Annotated in this window: 16 protein-coding genes; 3 read left to right on the top strand and 13 right to left on the bottom strand. The window is 37.4% G+C overall.

Annotated elements, in window-relative coordinates; genetic code table 11:
- Positions 1-4: 4 nt before the first annotated feature.
- The 7 genes from APRE_RS00285 to APRE_RS00255 all read right to left on the bottom strand — a co-directional run bounded on the left by APRE_RS00285 (position 5) and on the right by APRE_RS00255 (position 7,873).
- Positions 5-841, bottom strand: a complete 837-nt coding sequence (locus APRE_RS00285; RefSeq protein WP_041449668.1) for a hypothetical protein — start codon at positions 839-841, stop codon at positions 5-7.
- Entirely contained in the window at positions 831-1,508 is a 678-nt protein-coding gene (locus APRE_RS00280) for a rhomboid family intramembrane serine protease (protein ID WP_012803530.1), read from the bottom strand. Before APRE_RS00280 ends, APRE_RS00285 begins: the two co-directional genes overlap by 11 nt.
- Before the next feature lie 22 nt (positions 1,509-1,530).
- Positions 1,531-2,634, bottom strand: a complete 1,104-nt coding sequence (locus APRE_RS00275) for a glycerate kinase family protein (protein ID WP_012803529.1) — start codon at positions 2,632-2,634, stop codon at positions 1,531-1,533.
- A 297-nt stretch (positions 2,635-2,931) separates the two neighbouring features.
- Positions 2,932-4,128, bottom strand: a complete 1,197-nt coding sequence (locus APRE_RS00270; RefSeq protein ID WP_012803528.1) for a glycosyltransferase family 4 protein — start codon at positions 4,126-4,128, stop codon at positions 2,932-2,934.
- A complete protein-coding gene (locus tag APRE_RS00265) occupies positions 4,125-5,054 on the bottom strand; it encodes an ABC transporter ATP-binding protein (RefSeq protein ID WP_012803527.1) in 930 nt (309 codons plus the stop codon). The genes APRE_RS00270 and APRE_RS00265 overlap by 4 nt, the downstream gene beginning before the upstream one ends.
- The gene (locus APRE_RS00260) at positions 5,026-6,663 is read right to left on the bottom strand and encodes an ABC transporter permease (RefSeq protein WP_012803526.1); all 1,638 of its coding nucleotides are present in this window, start codon (positions 6,661-6,663) and stop codon (positions 5,026-5,028) included. The genes APRE_RS00265 and APRE_RS00260 overlap by 29 nt, the downstream gene beginning before the upstream one ends.
- A gap of 73 nt (positions 6,664-6,736) precedes the next feature.
- Complete coding sequence (locus APRE_RS00255; RefSeq protein ID WP_012803525.1) at positions 6,737-7,873, bottom strand: ABC transporter substrate-binding protein; 1,137 nt, start codon at positions 7,871-7,873, stop codon at positions 6,737-6,739.
- A 162-nt stretch (positions 7,874-8,035) separates the two neighbouring features.
- Here APRE_RS00255 and APRE_RS00250 point away from each other — a divergent pair, with 162 nt between their 5' ends.
- Positions 8,036-8,944 carry a DMT family transporter gene (locus tag APRE_RS00250; protein ID WP_012803524.1) on the top strand — a complete coding sequence of 303 codons (909 nt, stop codon included), beginning with the start codon at positions 8,036-8,038 and terminating at the stop codon, positions 8,942-8,944.
- 67 nt (positions 8,945-9,011) lie between these two features.
- Here APRE_RS00250 and pdxS read toward each other — a convergent pair whose 3' ends face one another.
- The gene (pdxS, locus tag APRE_RS00245; RefSeq protein WP_041449719.1) at positions 9,012-9,869 is read right to left on the bottom strand and encodes a pyridoxal 5'-phosphate synthase lyase subunit PdxS; all 858 of its coding nucleotides are present in this window, start codon (positions 9,867-9,869) and stop codon (positions 9,012-9,014) included.
- A gap of 754 nt (positions 9,870-10,623) precedes the next feature.
- On the opposite strand from pdxS, the gene ahpC reads away from it, so the two are divergent.
- Positions 10,624-11,193, top strand: a complete 570-nt coding sequence (gene ahpC / locus APRE_RS00240) for an alkyl hydroperoxide reductase subunit C (protein WP_012803522.1) — start codon at positions 10,624-10,626, stop codon at positions 11,191-11,193.
- Between the two features lies 1 nt (position 11,194).
- The gene (gene ahpF / locus APRE_RS00235) at positions 11,195-12,733 is read left to right on the top strand and encodes an alkyl hydroperoxide reductase subunit F (protein ID WP_012803521.1); all 1,539 of its coding nucleotides are present in this window, start codon (positions 11,195-11,197) and stop codon (positions 12,731-12,733) included.
- Positions 12,734-12,783: 50 nt separating this feature from the next.
- On the opposite strand, the gene APRE_RS00230 is transcribed toward ahpF, so the two are convergent.
- From APRE_RS00230 to APRE_RS00210, 5 genes are all read right to left on the bottom strand, one after another.
- Positions 12,784-14,010: an MFS transporter gene (locus tag APRE_RS00230; protein WP_041449667.1), complete on the bottom strand. Its 1,227-nt coding sequence runs from the start codon at positions 14,008-14,010 to the stop codon at positions 12,784-12,786.
- Between the two features lie 263 nt (positions 14,011-14,273).
- Positions 14,274-14,702: an ArsR/SmtB family transcription factor gene (locus APRE_RS00225; protein ID WP_012803519.1), complete on the bottom strand. Its 429-nt coding sequence runs from the start codon at positions 14,700-14,702 to the stop codon at positions 14,274-14,276.
- 292 nt (positions 14,703-14,994) lie between these two features.
- Positions 14,995-15,750 carry an ABC transporter ATP-binding protein gene (locus APRE_RS00220; protein WP_012803518.1) on the bottom strand — a complete coding sequence of 252 codons (756 nt, stop codon included), beginning with the start codon at positions 15,748-15,750 and terminating at the stop codon, positions 14,995-14,997.
- Complete coding sequence (locus APRE_RS00215) at positions 15,743-16,612, bottom strand: ABC transporter permease (RefSeq protein WP_012803517.1); 870 nt, start codon at positions 16,610-16,612, stop codon at positions 15,743-15,745. The genes APRE_RS00220 and APRE_RS00215 overlap by 8 nt, the downstream gene beginning before the upstream one ends.
- A gap of 9 nt (positions 16,613-16,621) precedes the next feature.
- Positions 16,622-17,590: an ABC transporter substrate-binding protein gene (locus APRE_RS00210; protein ID WP_012803516.1), complete on the bottom strand. Its 969-nt coding sequence runs from the start codon at positions 17,588-17,590 to the stop codon at positions 16,622-16,624.
- Positions 17,591-17,622: the final 32 nt, after the last annotated feature.

Below are 17,622 nucleotides of genomic sequence, written 5' to 3'. Positions count from 1 at the left end.
TCTCCTATTTTATAGTGATGGTATCTTTCCCATCTTCACTCTTTCTCTTTTCGATATTTAAAATCTCCCTATCCTTTTTGTCGTAAAGAAGATTTCCTATTTCAAGCTCTTCTCCTAAAATAGTGTCCTTCGCCAAGTCCATATCTAAGCCATAGGCCCTAGAAATATCTTGTAAATATTTATCTTCAGATTCTATCCTAGACCTGATAGCTTCCTTAAGGTCCTTCTTAGTAGAAGTTTCACTAGATTCTACCAAATCATCTAGCCTTCTGACTTCAGGCTCGATTTTTCCAGTCGTATTGTAGAAGGAAAAAGAATCGAGCAGGCTTAGATATTTATTGTATAAATAGTAATTACTTACACTTTCATTTTCAAAGACTGAAAGCTCGCTTACTAAAAGCATAGGTCCGCTTTCCGAATCAAAGCTTATGACCTTGATCCTACTTACAAGTTCGTCTTCTCTTGAAAGAGGTCCGTAAGTATACTCAACCTTTCCTTCATCGTCATAGACTAGCTTAAGATTTAAGATATTTGCTTGATCTTTCTCCAGTACAAAGCCAACTTGACTTCCTGCAAAATTTATCTCCTTGATAAATCCTGTAGCCTTATCAAGGCTTATATTATCACCAATAACAGCCTTCTTATAATCTTTTTCGAAGTCGATTTTTCTAATAGTCTCCTTGGTAGATGCATCCTTGTAAGTTACCTCCGGCATCTCTATAGTTTCTTTGGGCTTATCCACTTCGTCAATCTCTTTCTCGAACTCCTCCTTAGACTGAAAGGAACATGCACTTAACAAAAACACTAGACTTAATATCCATAACTTCATCTTAGCCAACACCCAGACTCTTATTACCAATTCTTATAAACAAGAAAGCCAAGATTATGAAGGCTAATACAGAAACTATGATAGTAGTCTTTGGAAGCTGTCTATTTACAACAGGGAAAATTCCCGCTAGAAGAACACCTGCCAAAAATCCTCCCATGTGTCCTTGAATTCCAATTCCAGGAGCAAGCAAGGAATAGACTATATTTATAACTATTATAGAAATAAAACTCGCTCCAAGTCCTCTTAATATCTCGTCATCCTTGTAGTTAATCATAAGACCAATAGCAAGTCCAAACATCCCATATAGGGAAGTGGAAGCTCCGGCAGAGACAGTATTAGCCCCGCCGAAAGCGTAGGTAAAGAGATTGCCCAAAACTCCAGCCAGGATGTAGATTATTAGAAAGTTAATAGATCCATAAAGTCTCTCAAAAAGAGGTCCTATATTATAAAGGAAGTACATATTAAACAAAATATGGAAAAATCCGATATGAATAAAGGCTGCCGTAAGGGCTCTCCACCATTCGCCTTGATAAAACAAGGGCTTGACCATTGCTCCAAATCTTACGATATTTTCAATACTCTCGCTTCCTCCTGTCAAAGTCATTATAGCGAAAACTGCTATATTGATTATCATAAGGACAGTAGTCACTTTTGTTTCTCCTAATTTTTTAATATTCATAATAGATGATTGTACCGCTTTCCTAGCTAATTTCAGGACTTGTTAGGTACTTGTTATTGACCTCGCCTGCAAGCTCTCTAATCTTTTCTAGGAGAGTCTTCCTATCCAGATTGTTATCTATATGGTATTTGTAAATATAATCAAAGTATCTCGCATCGTAATTATCTTCATTACTACCATCATGGAGGAAGATAATCTTTATCTTATCATTGTATCTTTTGGCAAGTTTCGCCATATTTATAGAAGAATAGGCATTAAACTGACTTAAGTCTTCTCCCAAAATCAGATAATCCATATCCTTGATCAAATCTTTAAAATCAATCTTTTCCAATATATAATCCATTGGCTCGGTGATTTTTGCCTTAAAGTAAGTAAACAAGGCCCAAGCACATCCTCCACCAGAACCTAGAGAAGGAAAATCAACATGGCCAATTCCTAAAAGCTCGGCGGTCTTTTCCATGAAGTTCTCACAACCCCTAAAAAGTCTCGCCACATCAAGATCACTCGCTCCCTTCCTATAGGCTCTGTTTTCTAGGAAAGAATTTTCTCCAAAAAGAGTCATCTCGCTGCTTGTAGCAATCTTGATATCAGCCTTCTTAAATCTCTGATCAATCTCATCTATATCAATCCTACTAACCTTGGCCAAGTTTTTGGCTACAGGAGAAAGACTATTGTTATCTTCATCATAGAACCTGGCTCCTAAGGCGTAAAGCATGCCCATACCCATGTCATTGGAAGCACTATCACCTACGCCTATGTAGAAACTTTCCGCCCCATTGTCCAAGGCATCCAGGAAGACTTCTCCAAGTCCAAGACTTGATGCATTCATAACATCAAGGTCCTCCTTATACAAAAGCGAAAGTCCAGACGATTCGGCCATCTCTATAGTAGCAAAACCGTCATTTAACAAATACCTCGCGGTAATCGCTTCGTTTAAGGGATTATGTACATTTACATAGTGGTAGTCTCCCTTAGAAATAAACTTCATCGATTCAATCGTTCCTTCTCCTCCGTCGAGAAAGGGTATAGGATAGGACTTAGAGGACAACTCTTCCTTAAAAATCCTCCCCATAGTAACAGAATCTTCAAAATTTTTGATTGTATCTATAGCTATTAATGTTTTCATTTTATCTCCTCATCCTTAAATATATACCCGAATCTTTTTTAAATATTTTTATAATATAACGAAAATATCCCTGTAAATTCATAAGAGTCTCCAATCGGGCTAAATTTAGGGCAAAAGACTTTACATATCAGTTTTTACTTGTTATACTAGATTAGAAAGATAAACTTTCGCTGTTTAACTCATGAGATTTACAGAAATCTCAACATAGACCATTAGCTTTTGCTGGTGGTTTTTTTGTTAGCTGAATACAACAGCGAAAGGATAAAAATTCACTTGTGAAATTCCACTATCTTATCCCTATTTGATTATCTCAAATATCTTCCTACCCATATTTTTCCATGAGTATTTGTCTATTTCTTTTACTATTTCTTCTGTGAATATTTCTTTATCTAGTCTTTGGATTTGCTTATCTATGGCTTGGGCTAGTCTTTCTACGTAGGCTTCCTTATCTTCTTCGTAGGCTTGGTCTACATTTTTTATCCTTGGTAGGGATACAAATTCTATGGCCTTTTTCTCTTTGATTTTGGGACTAAGTAGCTTGTCGAGGCCTTCTATGTAGCTTGTTACTACTAGCTTATGGCAAGCCAGGGCCTCGATTGCTACAAGACCTAGGGCCTCGAAGTAGGAGGGAAGAACGAATATATCCTTTTCTCTTAGATGATCTGCCATTGTTTTTTGGTCTTCTGCATCGTGAATTATTAGATTTTGGGAGTAATTTGAATTTTCTTTGAGAATTTTTAAATCATTTTCGCTGGCGTTTCCGACTATATATAGTTTTATTTTTTTATATTTTTTCTCTAGGATATTTATAGTTTTGACTAGTTCAAACACTCCCTTAGATCTGGTAATCTTTCCTGCATACATTATTCTTATGGTCTTATCTTTTTTAGGATTAGGATTTTCGTAGAATATATCTTGGTTAAATCCACCTCCAATTAGGGTGATATTAGAAACTCCTAGCTTCTCTCTTATAGTTTCGTCTTCCTGATCTGTTACAGTCAATACTTGGTCGAGATCTTTGATATGGCTAAGTCTTTTTAGAAATCTAGGATGTTTTTTAATCTGTCTTATATCAGTTCCATGAGAAATGCCTACAACTTTAAGATCTGGGAAGGTCCTTCTTACCAGGTCTGTTAGGAAAAATAGATGATGACTTATTATTAATTCTGGCTTGAATTCTTTTTTTATTTTGATAAGTTTTTCCTCAAAGGCTTCCATAAGTCTATCTATCTCATCTTCTGTCATATCGCTATAGACGGTAGACTCATAAGGCATGACGTCGCTCATTCCACATATATGAAAGGGAAGCTTATCAGTCATATAGAGGACTTCCTCGTAGTTTTTCATTGGAAAGTCTAACTCTATTCCTTCTTCCCTTCCATATAGGGCTAAGTTTTCATGGCCCATATCCTCTAGGCTTTTGATTAAGTTCGTAAAGTAGACTCCCGATCCTGTTTTTTGTGGAAGTTGGGTCAAGACGTGCAGTATTTTCATTTTATCTCCTCGATTCTATAGGTCACTTTTATTTTCTCTCCTATCTTGTACTTTTTCCCATCATTTAATTTAATCATCTCAAGTTCTTTATTATCTCTTTTTAGAAAAATTCTTATCCTATCTCCTTCAAATCTTAAATCCTTTATGGTAAATTCCTCTCCCTTATCATCTTCCCTAATCTTTTCAGGTCTTACGAAACCCCCACCGATCATATTGGCCTTGCCCATGAAGTTTAGAGTAAAGTCGTCTTTGGGATGATTATAAATCTCCTCGGGACTGGCTTTTTCTATAAGCCTTCCCTCCTTTAGAATAATTATCTCATCTGCCATGGCAAAGGCTTCATTTCGGTCATGGGTTACAAAGATAGTCGTTATCTTGAAGTCCTTTTGTATCCTTTTTATCTCTTCTTGCATTTTATTTCTCAAATTGTAGTCAAGAGCAGACAGGGGCTCATCCATCAGTAGGAGTTTGGGTTTTATAACTAGACTTCTGGCAAGGGCCACTCTCTGCTTTTGCCCTCCAGATAGCTCGCTTTCATATCTTCTCTCAAATCCCTTAAGTCCGACCTTTTCTATAACCTCCAGGGCTCTTTCTTTCTTCTCTTTTTTGCTTAAATCCTTAGCCTTAAATTTTAGTCCATACATTACATTTTCTAGGACATTCATATGAGGAAATATAGCATAGGATTGAAAGACTGTCGCTACATCCCTTTCTTCAGGACTCTCATAACTTATATCCTCTCCATCGATTATGATTTGTCCTTGATGGTCCAGGAAACCTCCGATGGAATGAAGGATAGTAGACTTGCCAGAACCTGAAGGGCCCAAAAGGCACAAGAATTTTCCCTCTTCTAGGCCAAAGGAAATGTCTTTTACAGCATAGCTATCTCCGTATTTTTTACTTAAGTTTTTTATTTCTAGATACATCTTTCCTCCTTAGTCTTGGGCCCTTCGTTAGAATCTGGAATAGTAGGTTAAATACCAGGCAAATTAAAAGAATATATAGGGCAATTACCGAACCTTCATTGTATTTACCGCTATTAATCACATCAAACATCACAAGGGTCATGAGCTTTTTCGATGGGTAGACCAAAAATATAATCGATCCAACCGTGGTCATTGTTGTTGTGAAGGCGTTAATTAGACTTACCCTCATACTCTCTCTACTTAGAGGGATTATCCCGTCCTTCACCTCATAGAAGGAAGTTGCCCCTAGGTCCCTAATAGCCCTTAATATATTCCTGTCGATTGATTTCATTGAGGCGTTAAATAGCCTAGTCGAAAAGGGCAATTGCTTGAAGGTGACATTGAGAATTACTATAGCACTTGTCCCAGTTAGGTAGAAGGGCCTTCCTCTAAAAAACAAAAGATAGCCCAGGCCGAAAAACATTCCAGGAATTATATAAGGTAGGTTGGCAAAATAGTCTATTACTTTCATATATTTGACCCTCTTGATTATCAAAAAATATCCAATAAGCATGCCTAAAAGACTGCCGCCTAGGGCTGATATTAAGGAATATCCAATAGACCTTAGGCTAATGGAGTTGATATATCTACCAGTATCCTTGAAGTTATCTAGAGTAAAGACCAAGCTTCCCCTTTTCATTTTAGTAAAGGCAGTAAAGATTATAGATATATAGAGAATACTTAAAACGAGGATAAGAAATATCGATACAAAAGCTATTATGTAATACAAGATAGTCTTTTTATAAAGCTTAAGCTCCCTACCTTCATTGCTTAGTCCAAGTCTAGTATTATTTCCCCTATTTCTAGCAAAGATAAAATAAACTACCAGGGTCAAAAATAGAATTATTATATTCATTGAAGCTGCTATGGAGAGATTCCCATTAGCTATCACCTCAAAGTAGGCCTCTAAGGCTAAGACAGAAAATTTCCCTCCTATAATATTTGGAGTGGCAAAGTCTGCTATAGACTTAAAGAAACTTAGCATAAAGACAGTGGAAATCCCATTTTTCATAGAAGGAAGGAGGATGTCTTTTATGATATTATTAGTACCAGCTCCCAAACTTCTAGCAGAATCAATTATCCTTTGATCAATTTTTTCCAAAAATCCTACAAGAAGTAGGGTGTTTAGTGAAAGAAAGGATACTGTCTGCATGGTCATAATCCCCCGCATATTGTAAGGATTGATGGATAGACCTAAGAGGTCATGGCTGATAAAGCCACGTCTGCCAAATAAATTTATGTAAGAAAGGCTAGTTACAAAGGGTGGGGAGATTAGTGTTATGGATAAGATAGTAGTTATAATTGTCCTTATTTTTTTATTCGATAGATAAAGGTAAAGACTTACAAATACAGAACTTAGGACAGAAAGGAGGCTAGTTCCTAGGGAAAGTTTAAGGGAGTTTCCTATTAATTTCTTCATCCATAGGACTTTTATGAAATTGTCAAGACTAAAGCCAGACTCGAGAAAAAATGCCTCTTTAAATACATAGACAAAGGGCATTAGGATAAAGATTATTACACTTAAACTTAAGACTATCGGCACTATTAGGGATTTTATTTTCTTAATCAAGTCATATTCCTCTTATAAAAAGAGCTCTTACAAGCAAACTATATAAGTCTATTTTGTAAAAGCTCCTCACTTATTATTCTTCTCTAGCCTTATCCTTGGCTATTTCTTTGAATTTATTTAATATTTCGTCTCTCTTCGTACCAAATGTTGATAGGTCCTCGTCGACTAGCTTATCCTTAGGAAGATCTAGGTCAAAGCCCTCTGCTCCTTCGACGATTAGCTGGTTAGTGTCTTTTCCGTCGATTTCTGCAATCATCTTTTGGGCTTCCTTTGTCAACATAAAGTCTTCGAAAGCCTTGGCTACATCAGCATTTTCACTATCTTTAAATACAGCAACTCCTTCTGGCACCCAGCTTACCCCATCTTCTGGATAAACTACAGAAAGTCCATTGTCGCGAGCTGCATCAAAGGCCTTTTTGTCTACAGGAATGATTCCAATAGCAAATTCTCCTTGGGCAGTCTTCTCTTGTGGGTCTTTTCCTCTTTTTGAGTAGAAATCTATATTTTCATTGATTTTCTCAAAAAGGGCCCAGCCTTCTTCTTCCCCATATAGGTCGAGAAGTCCCTTAAGGGCAGCGTAGTTTGTCCCAGAGATTGCAGGGTTTGACATGATTATCTCTCCCTTGTACTCTTCCTTGGCAAGGTCCTTCCATGTTTTTGGCGCTTCAAGTCCCTTTTCTTCAAGGATTTGATCATTTACAATAAAACCCACTACTGTAAGACCCTTGGATGTATAATAACCTTCCTCATCTCTAAATCTTTCTGGAACCTTATCTGTCATTTCAGACTTGTAGGAATCAAGGAGGCCATCTTCCTTAGCTGCCATAAAGGCATCGAGTCCACCACCAAACCATAGGTCCGCCATTGGCTTGCCTTCAGCCTTTGTTCTAGTTATAACTTCACCAGAAGACATTGATAAAAATTCTACCTTAGCTCCTGTCAGTTCACTGAACCTATCGAACAAAGGAACGTAAGAATCACTTGTAGCGACTACATTTAGACTTCTTCCCTCAAAGTCAGGAAGGTCTATTTCAGCTTCTCCTACTCCCTCATTCTTATCTTCGACTTCCTTATCGTCGTTCTTTTCTTCAACCTTAGTCTCAGTCTTTTGGTCTTCGTTTACTTCTTCTGTCTTGTTATCGGCATTCCCACAAGCACTTAGGGTAAAGATCATAACAATTGCCATTAACAATCTCGTAATTTTCTTCATTTCCTCTCCTTTATCTGTGATATATTACCATTATAGCATATACGATATATTTATAAAAGCGATTCGTAAAGTAAAAGCTTTTGCTAATTTTTAATTAATTAGTAAAGTGATTAAGTCATTATTAGATATATTTATTTAGACAATACAAGAGGAGGAATTAATTTGTTAAAGAATAAGAAATTTGCGATTATTTTTTCGATTTTCGCTATGTTTTTGTGGGGCTCAGCCATCCCTACCATAAAGACAACCTACCTAGAACTTGGAATTGGGGCAAGTGACACTGGCCAAAAGATTCTCGTAGCTGGGATTAGGTTTTTTATGGCTGGTATCATAACCCTAATTTATTTTCTTATTTTCGATAAGAATTATAAGGATTTTAAGAAGCTCGATTGGAAGTTTGTCATAATTTTAGGTTTGATCCAGACTAGTATCCAATATCTTTTCTACTATATAGGCCTATCAAACACTTTCGGGGTCAAATCTTCCATCATCCAAGCAGCAAATTCATTTATAGTAGTGATATTTTCTGCCCTACTTTTACCAGAAGATAAGATCAATTCAAAGATGATTCTGGCTCTAGTTATAGGAACTATTGGAATTATTATAACAAATACTGGAAAACCAATCGGTGGACAGGCAATGAAGCTTACAGGAGAAGGCTTTATCATAGTTTCCACCTCAATAAATGCCTTATGTACAGTCCTTGTAAGAAAGTACGGCAAGGGGATGAATGGCTATCTTCTTACAGGCCTTCAGTTTTTTGTAGGATCTATTATCTTAATTATAGTAGGAAGAAGCCTTAGTGGAGGATGGATTTCCTTTACATCAAAAGCGGCTATCCTCTTAGTTTATGCAGCCTTTATTTCGGCAACTGCCTTTACTATTTGGACCCTAGTCCTTCAACAACATTCCGCAAACGAATTTGGAATCTATAAGCTCTTTATTCCTCTATTCGGATCTATCCTATCAGTTATAGTTCTAGGAGAAGTATTTACCCTAAGACTTGCCTTAGGTATGGTCCTAGTTTTATCTGCTTCTTTGATTCTAAATATAAATAAGAGGAAAAATTAAAGAGACTTTACTAGTCCTAAAAGAAAAAGGTGATGAGCAGGATAATTTCTGCTACATCACCAATTTTTTATCTTAATTCCATTATTTCTTCTATCTCAGAAGGATTTATTCCAACCATAGCCTCTCCTAAGTTTTTGCTTACCTCAAGGAGAACTTTTGGATCGTTGTATCCTGCCACGGCCTTTACTATAGCCTTGGCTCTCTTTTCTGGATCGCCTGATTTAAATATACCAGATCCAACAAATACTCCCTCAGCTCCCAATTGTCTCATAAGGGCAGCGTCTGCTGGAGTTGCTACTCCACCTGCAGAGAAGTTTAGGACTGGAAGTCTCTTATTATCTCTTACATATTTTAATAGGTCATAGTCAACTTGGAGGTCTTTGGCCTTTGTGTAAAGAGCATCATCAGTAAGGCCTGCCACTTCTGCTATTTGTGAGTTGATCTTTCTTAAGTGTCTTACAGCTTGAACCACATCACCAGTTCCTGCTTCTCCCTTAGTTCTAATCATTGATGCGCCTTCTTTGATTCTCCTAAGAGCTTCTGATAAATCTCTTGCTCCACAAACAAAAGGTGTCTCAAATTTCGCCTTATCGACATGGTTTTCATCATCGGCAGGAGATAGGACCTCTGATTCGTCTATGTAATCAATGCCTAAAGCTTCTAGGATTTGTGCTTCTACGAAATGACCAATCCTAACCTTTGCCATGACTGGGATAGAAACTGCATCCATGATTTTTCCTATCATTTCAGGATCACTCATTCTGGAAACTCCACCAGCAGCTCTTATATCTGCAGGGACTCTTTCAAGGGCCATTACTGCAACAGCACCAGCATCTTCTGCTATCTTAGCTTGCTCGACGTTAATAACGTCCATGATAACCCCGCCCTTTAGCTTTTCGTTTATCTCAATAATTTTTTTATCCATTTTTCTTCCTTTCATAAAACATTTCCACCTATATTATACAATAAATGTAAGATTATGTTAATTTTCTGTCCATTTTAATATAAGAAAATCACTAACTTGTAAAGCATAGTAGTTCTATAATTATTTTACTTTAATCTATTGACTCTATACAATAAAGTTTGTAGATTACTACTCTAACTTGTAATATACCATTAATATTAGTATAATATGAGTGACTAAAAGAATAGAGTTCATCATTTTGGACACATTAAAAGACTGGAGTTGCCGCTCCAGTCTTTTTTTTGGCTAGTTACTATTCATCTTCATTACTATCTAACCATTTACAAATATAGTGACTAATTACATTTGCCATGATAGCAACAATTAAAGAATAGAGTAGACCCTGACATGGATCTATCATTTCGGACACCCCCTTCCTGTTACCAGTCTAGGGATAGTAACTCATATATTAGTGCCGTTGCAAAACTATGAATAATCATCGTACCATCCTTGAGAGGATTATCTTAGGAATTGTTATCTCTTTTATATCTTATATGTCTTGAAAAATATTAAATTTACAAAATATATATCAAAAACTAAATAACGAACTTACTTAATCAGTCAAAATCTATTTGGTCCTATGGTTTTCTAAAAATTTAAGGATTTAGTTTGACTTTTAAATTAGAATGATTATAATTATATTAAGAAGAGTGATAATGATTATTATAATTATTTTAATCTTTTGAACTCTAAATATAAACTAAGGAGAATATATATGGCTTTTATAGGAAGAAAATTACCAGAGTTTAGTTTAGATGCTTACGATCCATCTAAGGAAGAATTTGTTACCGTTACTGATAAGGACCTCCTAGATAAGTGGACTGTCCTAATTTTTTATCCAGCAGATTTTACTTTTGTATGTCCGACAGAACTTGAAGATATGCAAGAATCATATAAAGAATTAAAGGAACTTGGGGCTGAAGTTTACTCAGTATCTGTAGATACCCACTTCGTTCACAAGGCTTGGCATGATAATAGTGAGGCTATAAGTAAGATTGAATACACAATGATCGGTGATTCAAACAAAAACCTTACTAGAGAACTCGACCTACTTGACGATTCAGGCAAGGCTTTAAGAGCAACTCTTGTTGTTGATCCTGAAAATATAATCCAAACTATCGAAATCAATGCAGACGGAATCGGTAGAAAGGCAAATGTAAATATCAACAAGATTAAGGCAGCTAAGTATGTTGCTTCTCACCCAGGTGAAGCTTGTCCAGCTAAGTGGGAGAGCGAAGAAGATGCTACTCTTACTCCAGGACTTGACCTTGTAGGAAAAATCTAATATGTTAGATCAAAATTTAAAGAACCAGCTAGCCCAATATCTTGACTTATTAAAAACAGAAGTCGTTATTGGGCTTTCTGTTGATGATGGTGAAAATTCCAAGAAGCTTAAAGGCTTTATTGATGACGTAGCAAGCCTATCCGATAAAATTAAAGTTGAGGAAAAAAAGCTTAAATATACTCCTTCTTTCGAGCTAAAAGGAGACTTCGACCATGGAGAAATTGTCTTTGCGGGCCTTCCTCTAGGCCATGAATTCGCCTCCTTTGCCCTCGCCCTCCTTCAAGTGGGAGGAGTTAGCCCTAAACTTGATGATAAAAGTAAGGCTAGGATAGAAGCCCTTGATGGTAAGATGGATTTTGAAACTATAGTTTCTCTTTCCTGCCACAATTGCCCAGATGTGGTTCAAGCCTTCAATATAATGGCGATTCTAAATCCAAATATTAACCACACCATGATTGAGGGCGGTATGTTTAAGGACTTGGCAGAAAGTCGTGACGTCCTCGCCGTTCCTGCTATCTTTAAGGATGGAGACTTCTTTGAAGGCGGCAAGCAATCTATGGACAAGATCTTAGATCTTTTAGGAAGTGTTAAAGATACAAGTCACTTTGAAAATAAGGATATCTTCGATGTTCTCATAGTCGGAGGTGGTCCTGCCGCTGCAACTTCTGCAATTTATGCAGCAAGAAAGGGGCTTAGGACAGGGCTTGTGGCGAGTGAATTTGGTGGTCAAGTCAACGAAACTCTCGCTATAGAAAATATTCCTGGCTTTAAATATACAGAAGGCCCTGACTTCATGAATCAGATGAAGGATCAAGTCCAAGCCCTTGGTGTAGATATCATGACAGGAGCTTTGGCAAAAGCTATAAAGAGGAATGATAAAGATAAATTAATTGAAATGAGCCTAGATAATGATATTTCCCTACAAGCAAAAACAGCTATCCTTGCGACAGGAGCTAGGTGGAGACTTATAGGAATTCCTGGGGAAACTGAGTTTAGAAACAAGGGAGTTGCCTATTGCACCCACTGTGATGGTCCCCTCTTTAAGGATAAGCCAGTAGCAGTAATTGGAGGCGGCAATTCCGGAGTGGAAGCTGCAATTGATCTTGCTAATCTTGCCAAAAAGGTTACAGTAATCGAATTTCTCCCAGAGCTTAAGGCTGACAAAATCCTCCAAGATAAGCTAAAAAGCCTAGGAAATGTAGAGATAATAACCAACGCCCAAACGACCGGCCTTTATGGAGATGGCAAGGTCCAGAGCCTAAAATTTACCGACAGGTCCTCTGGAGAAGAGAAGGAAATAGCAATCGACGGCTGCTTCATCCAAGTAGGCCTTGTTCCTAATACAGAATGGCTTACTGAAAGTGAAGTCCAGCTAAATAAACATGGCGAAATAATAACTGACAAGAATGGCGCAAGCAATGTCGAAGGAATTTTTGCAGCAGGAGATGCTACAGAAACTGCCTTCAAACAAATTGTAATAGCTGCAGGCTCTGGTGCAACAGCAGCCCTCGGAGCCTTCAACTACTTGATGGTAAACTAAATCACTCCCGGAATAGACCCACTCACTTCTTATAAGCTAGTGGGTTTATTTTATTTTACAAAATAATTTACGGCTGGAAGCTTCCTAATATTTTTATTCAAAGCCCAGTAGATAGCAACCAAAAGAATTATGGCACTTCCTATAAGAATCGCTTTTGAACTTGATAAATACTCTCCTAGAAATCCACCGACTAAGGCTCCGACAGGTGCCATAAAGGTAGAAATACCTACCATAGCCCCCATGGCAGATCCAATCTTCTCACTTGGGACAAGCATCTGAATCATGGTTTGGGCATAGACATTAACTATTCCTACTACAAACCAACCAAGAGCGTACAAGGCGACTGCAAGCTTAATATTTGCAGCAAAGTAAGAAAGAGATATCCAGGCTAAGGAAACTATGAGCATTCCATAAACATAAAGCTTTCCTAAAGATACTTCCTTTAGCTTTGGAAGACCTGCAAACAAAGAACCAAGGAGGACTCCTGCTCCCATGCCTGCAAGCATGAGACTATAGAAGATTTCATCTTTGGCAAAGGCAGGTAAGACTGCACTTATAGATGTGGCAGAGAAATTTATAAAGACTACTCCAAGGACTAGGGCAAAAATCCTAGAATCCTTGAATAAACCTAGACCTTCTTTAAGTCCCTTAAAGTGGTTTTTAATAGCAGAATCCCCACTTTGATTTTCTCTTTCATTGTAATGACTAAGCTTTTTAGATAAGATACAAAACAAAAGGCCAGTCAAGATAAAACTCACACTGTCTGCATAAAAAGCAGTCATAAAGCCAAAAATCGCTATAATAAAACCTGATAGGGTATCAAAGATGGCATTTGACCCTTGATACGCCATAGTCATCAAGGAATTTCCTGTAACAAGCTCTTCTTCGGAAAGGATCTTAGGCAGAAGAGAAATCTGTCCAGGATAAACCAGCTGGTTAAGCAAGGAAATTATTGGCATAAGAACCATTATGTGGTAAACATTTAATTTTTCCAAATAATACAAGGCAGGAATTATTAATATTAATATAGCTTGTAGAAATTGGGTAAGAATCAAAAACTTCTTCATATTAATCTTATCCAAGATTGGACTTAGAAGTAATTGAACAATGGCGGTTGATGAGGTTAGAAATAGACTTATACCTGAATAGACAGTGGACCCACTCATCTGGTAGACCAAGAGGGTTGAAGCTATAGCATAAAGGCTATCGCCAAAGTTTGTGATAAGTCGTCCTATAAGCAGGACATAGAAATCTTTGTTTTTAATCATTTTAAACATTCTCCTTATATTTAACGTTTAGTTTTTGTTGACAGTTGTGTATTTTTTTACCAGTAAGCTTCTACCTACTGGCTTAAGATATTTATAGAATTGTACTTACTTGACTGATATATCTTCCTTTGTTTTTTAATAATTCAGTAAATAAATCTTATGATTGAACTTATATATATCTGAATTATTCATCACAAGCATTATAATTTTTAACGTTTAGTTTTTATTGACAGTTGTGTGTTTTTTTACCAGTAAGCCTCTACTTACTGGTTTTAAGATAATTTATAGATTTGTACTTGGAAACTTTCACTATCTCCATCATCCTCCCTGTATTTTTCTATTAATTCATTTAAGTCTTTTTCGAAAGACTCGTAAGATTTCTTAGGGATTTTGAAGGTGAATTGCTTTTCTTCCAAATTATTATTAAATATTTCGCTATTCGGTATAAAGGCCTTGGCTACTGGTAGGAAATATTTTTGGGTAATCCCATTTATTAGCTCTGTATCTACTACCTCGACAATTCCATTTTGTTCTAATATTTTAAGGTGGTAGTGGATTTTGGACCTGCTAACTCCTAGGGCATCTGACAAGTCCTGAGCTGTTTTAGGTGTAGCTCCTAAAGTCATAATAATTTTAAGTCTTATAGGATCACTAACTATATTTATCTCTTCTAAAGTATCTAATATGTGAACTTCTTTCATAAGTACCCTCCCTTCTTATCTTTGTTATTTATAATATAGCACTGATTTATCTATCTGTCAAATTTTCCTTAACGTTAAATTATTTTATTTAAAAGGGCTGTTGCAAAACTATGAATAATCATCGTACCATCGTTAGAAGGTTCCCTTAGGAAATTTTACCTCTCCTGGCCGGTAGGCCAATGATGCCCGCCGGCTAATGGAGGCGATTAGCCCGTCGGCTTATTGAGACTTTCCGTGGAGGTTCTTCTAACGATAATGGTACGATTTATTCATTCTGCAACAGCCCCTTATATTATTCTCCTAATTTTTCCTTATAGGCTTTGACTAGGTCGTCTTCTGTGATGTCCTTTGCTCTAAGGTCTAGGACAATTTCTCCTTTGTTTAGCATGATTATCCTATCAGAGTATTTGACAACGTCTCTTAGGTTGTGGGAGATTAGGAGGGTTGTCATATTTTCCTTATCGATAAGGCTTCTTGTCATGTCCATTATGTTTCGACTGGTCTTTGGGTCAAGGGCTGCTGTGTGCTCGTCTAATAATAAGAGGTCCGGCTTTTTAGCTGTCGCCATAAGAAGGGCTAGGGATTGTCTTTGTCCTCCAGAAAGCAGGTCTGTCTTGGTATGGAGTTTGTTTTCAAGGCCTAGATTTAACTTCTTAAGTCTTCTTACTATTTCTTCTGTATTAGAGCTTTTCTTAAGAGATCTTAGGCCGAATTTCTCTCCCTTTTTTAGGGCTAGGGCCATATTTTCGTAGATATCTAGGTTGGTCGCCACCCCGTCTTTGGGATCTTGGTTGACCTTGCCCATATATTTTGCTCTTTTTTCCTCGCTAAGTTTGCTGATCTCTACCCCATTTACTAAAATCTGTCCTGAATCTAGAGGAAGGCTTCCGCTTATTAGATTCATCAAGGTTGACTTACCGCAGCCATTAGGTCCTATGATGGTTGTAGCAAGGCCTTCTTCGATCTTTAGGGAGAAGTCCTTAAATATTGTATTTTCTTCACTTGTGCCTATGTTGAAAGTTTTGGAAATATTTTTAATTTCAAGCATTTTTAACCATCCTTTTGTATTTTATATTGGCTAGGTAATTATTGTAGGAAATAAAGGCTATAACAATTAGAGCGGTCACAAGCTTTAGGTCGTTTGGATTTAGTCCCAGATAAATAGCAAGGCCTGATATAATCCTATAGACAATTGCTCCAAGTATTGCCCTTGAAGTATCTCTAAGCTTATCTCTAGATTTCATCAAGGTATCTCCTATAATAATTGAGGCAAGACCTGTCACTATCATGGCTGTTCCCATCTGTATATCGGCAAAGCCTTGGTAGTTGGCCATAAGGCCTCCACTTAGACCTATGAGGGCATTTGATAGGATGAGCCCCACCATGATAAAGTTATCAGGATTTTTACCTAATTGTTTGACAAGTTTTCTATTATTGCCTGTAATTTTAAGTAGGTAGCCTGTCTCGCTTCTTAGGTAATAGTCGATTGCAAGTTTGATTACTAGGGTTAGGACAAGTAGGATTGGCCATTTGGGAAGGGCCCCAAAGATATTTGGATTTCCTGCTATAGGGATATTACTTGCCCCTCCTATCCTTAAGTTTATGGAATAAAGGATGGTTAGGGTTAGGATTCCTGAAAGAAGTGGGTCTACCTTGATCTTTTTGTAGAAAAAGTAGGTCAGACATCCTCCGACTCCACCGCATATTATAGCTCCCAAGATTCCAAGATAAGGACCCAGGCCCTTCTGAATTAGAACTGCTGCAACAAAAGCTCCCAAAGGATAGGTTCCTTCGAGCGAGAGGTCATAATATTTTAAGAATTTGTAGCTAAGCATGTAGCCCATGGCAAGGATTGCAAATATTAGTCCTATTTCTATACTTGCTCCTAGTGATGATAGTAAGCCGGTCATTTCTTCTCCTTAGTCTATTTTTTCTGCATTCTTTAGTAAATCTTTATCTAAGTCTACTCCCAAAGCCTCAGCAGTCTTGGTGTTGACAAGAACTTTGAGATTTTCTGCCTTCTCGTAAAGAATATCCTTGACATTTTTCCCATTTTTAAGGATCTCCGCTGCCATAGCTCCTGCCTGACTTCCAAGCTGTCTGTAATTAACTCCCTCACTCATCAAAGCTCCGTTTTCAACGCTTCCTTCGTCATAGGCAATTGATGGGATGTTTTCCTTGGCTAGGGCCTCGCTTATAACTGGCATAGCATTTACAACGACATTGTCTGTTACTGTAACCATAGCGTCGATTTTGCCCTTAAGGCTTGCTATAGCTTGAGGAATGTCGTTTATGGATGAAACTCCTTGTTTTTCAAGCTTTAAGCCTCTTTCTTCTAGGGCCTTTTCCAAGGCTTCGATTTGCACTTGGGAATTTTGCTCGTTGGTATTATACATTGTTCCGAATACTTTGGTGTCTGGATATAGGCTTAGGAAGTCATCTATAAGCTTTCCTGCTTCTACATAATCAGATACTCCTGTGATATTTTCTCCGTTAAGTCCTGCTCCTTCTGGGTCTGTTACTGCTGCGAATAAAACAGGCTTATCCTTTATGGTATTGGCCACTCCTTGGGCTGCTGGTGTGCCTATGGTATAGATTAGGTCAACATCTTTATTCTTAAGGTCTGTCGCAAATTGTGGGATTAGGGCAAGGTCTCCGTTTGCCCTATGATCTATTAACTCATAGGAAATATTTTCGCTATCGAGCTTTTCTATAAAGCCTTCTCTTGCTGCATCCAAGGAAGGGTGATCTGCAATTTGTACAATTCCTATCTTTGCCTTATCACTTGATCCTTCTCCAGTGCTTTTTTCTGTTTCATTCGCCTTGTTTCCACAAGATCCTAGTAAGGTCATAGCCAACATTAGTCCTAAAATTTTCTTAATTTTCATTATATCCTCCATAATTTCCGATAGACTTTTAT

Source organism: Anaerococcus prevotii DSM 20548 (assembly GCF_000024105.1).
Taxonomy (GTDB): domain Bacteria; phylum Bacillota; class Clostridia; order Tissierellales; family Peptoniphilaceae; genus Anaerococcus; species Anaerococcus prevotii.
Note: the sequence above shows the minus strand (reverse complement) of the source record. Positions and strands in the feature narration are given on the sequence as shown.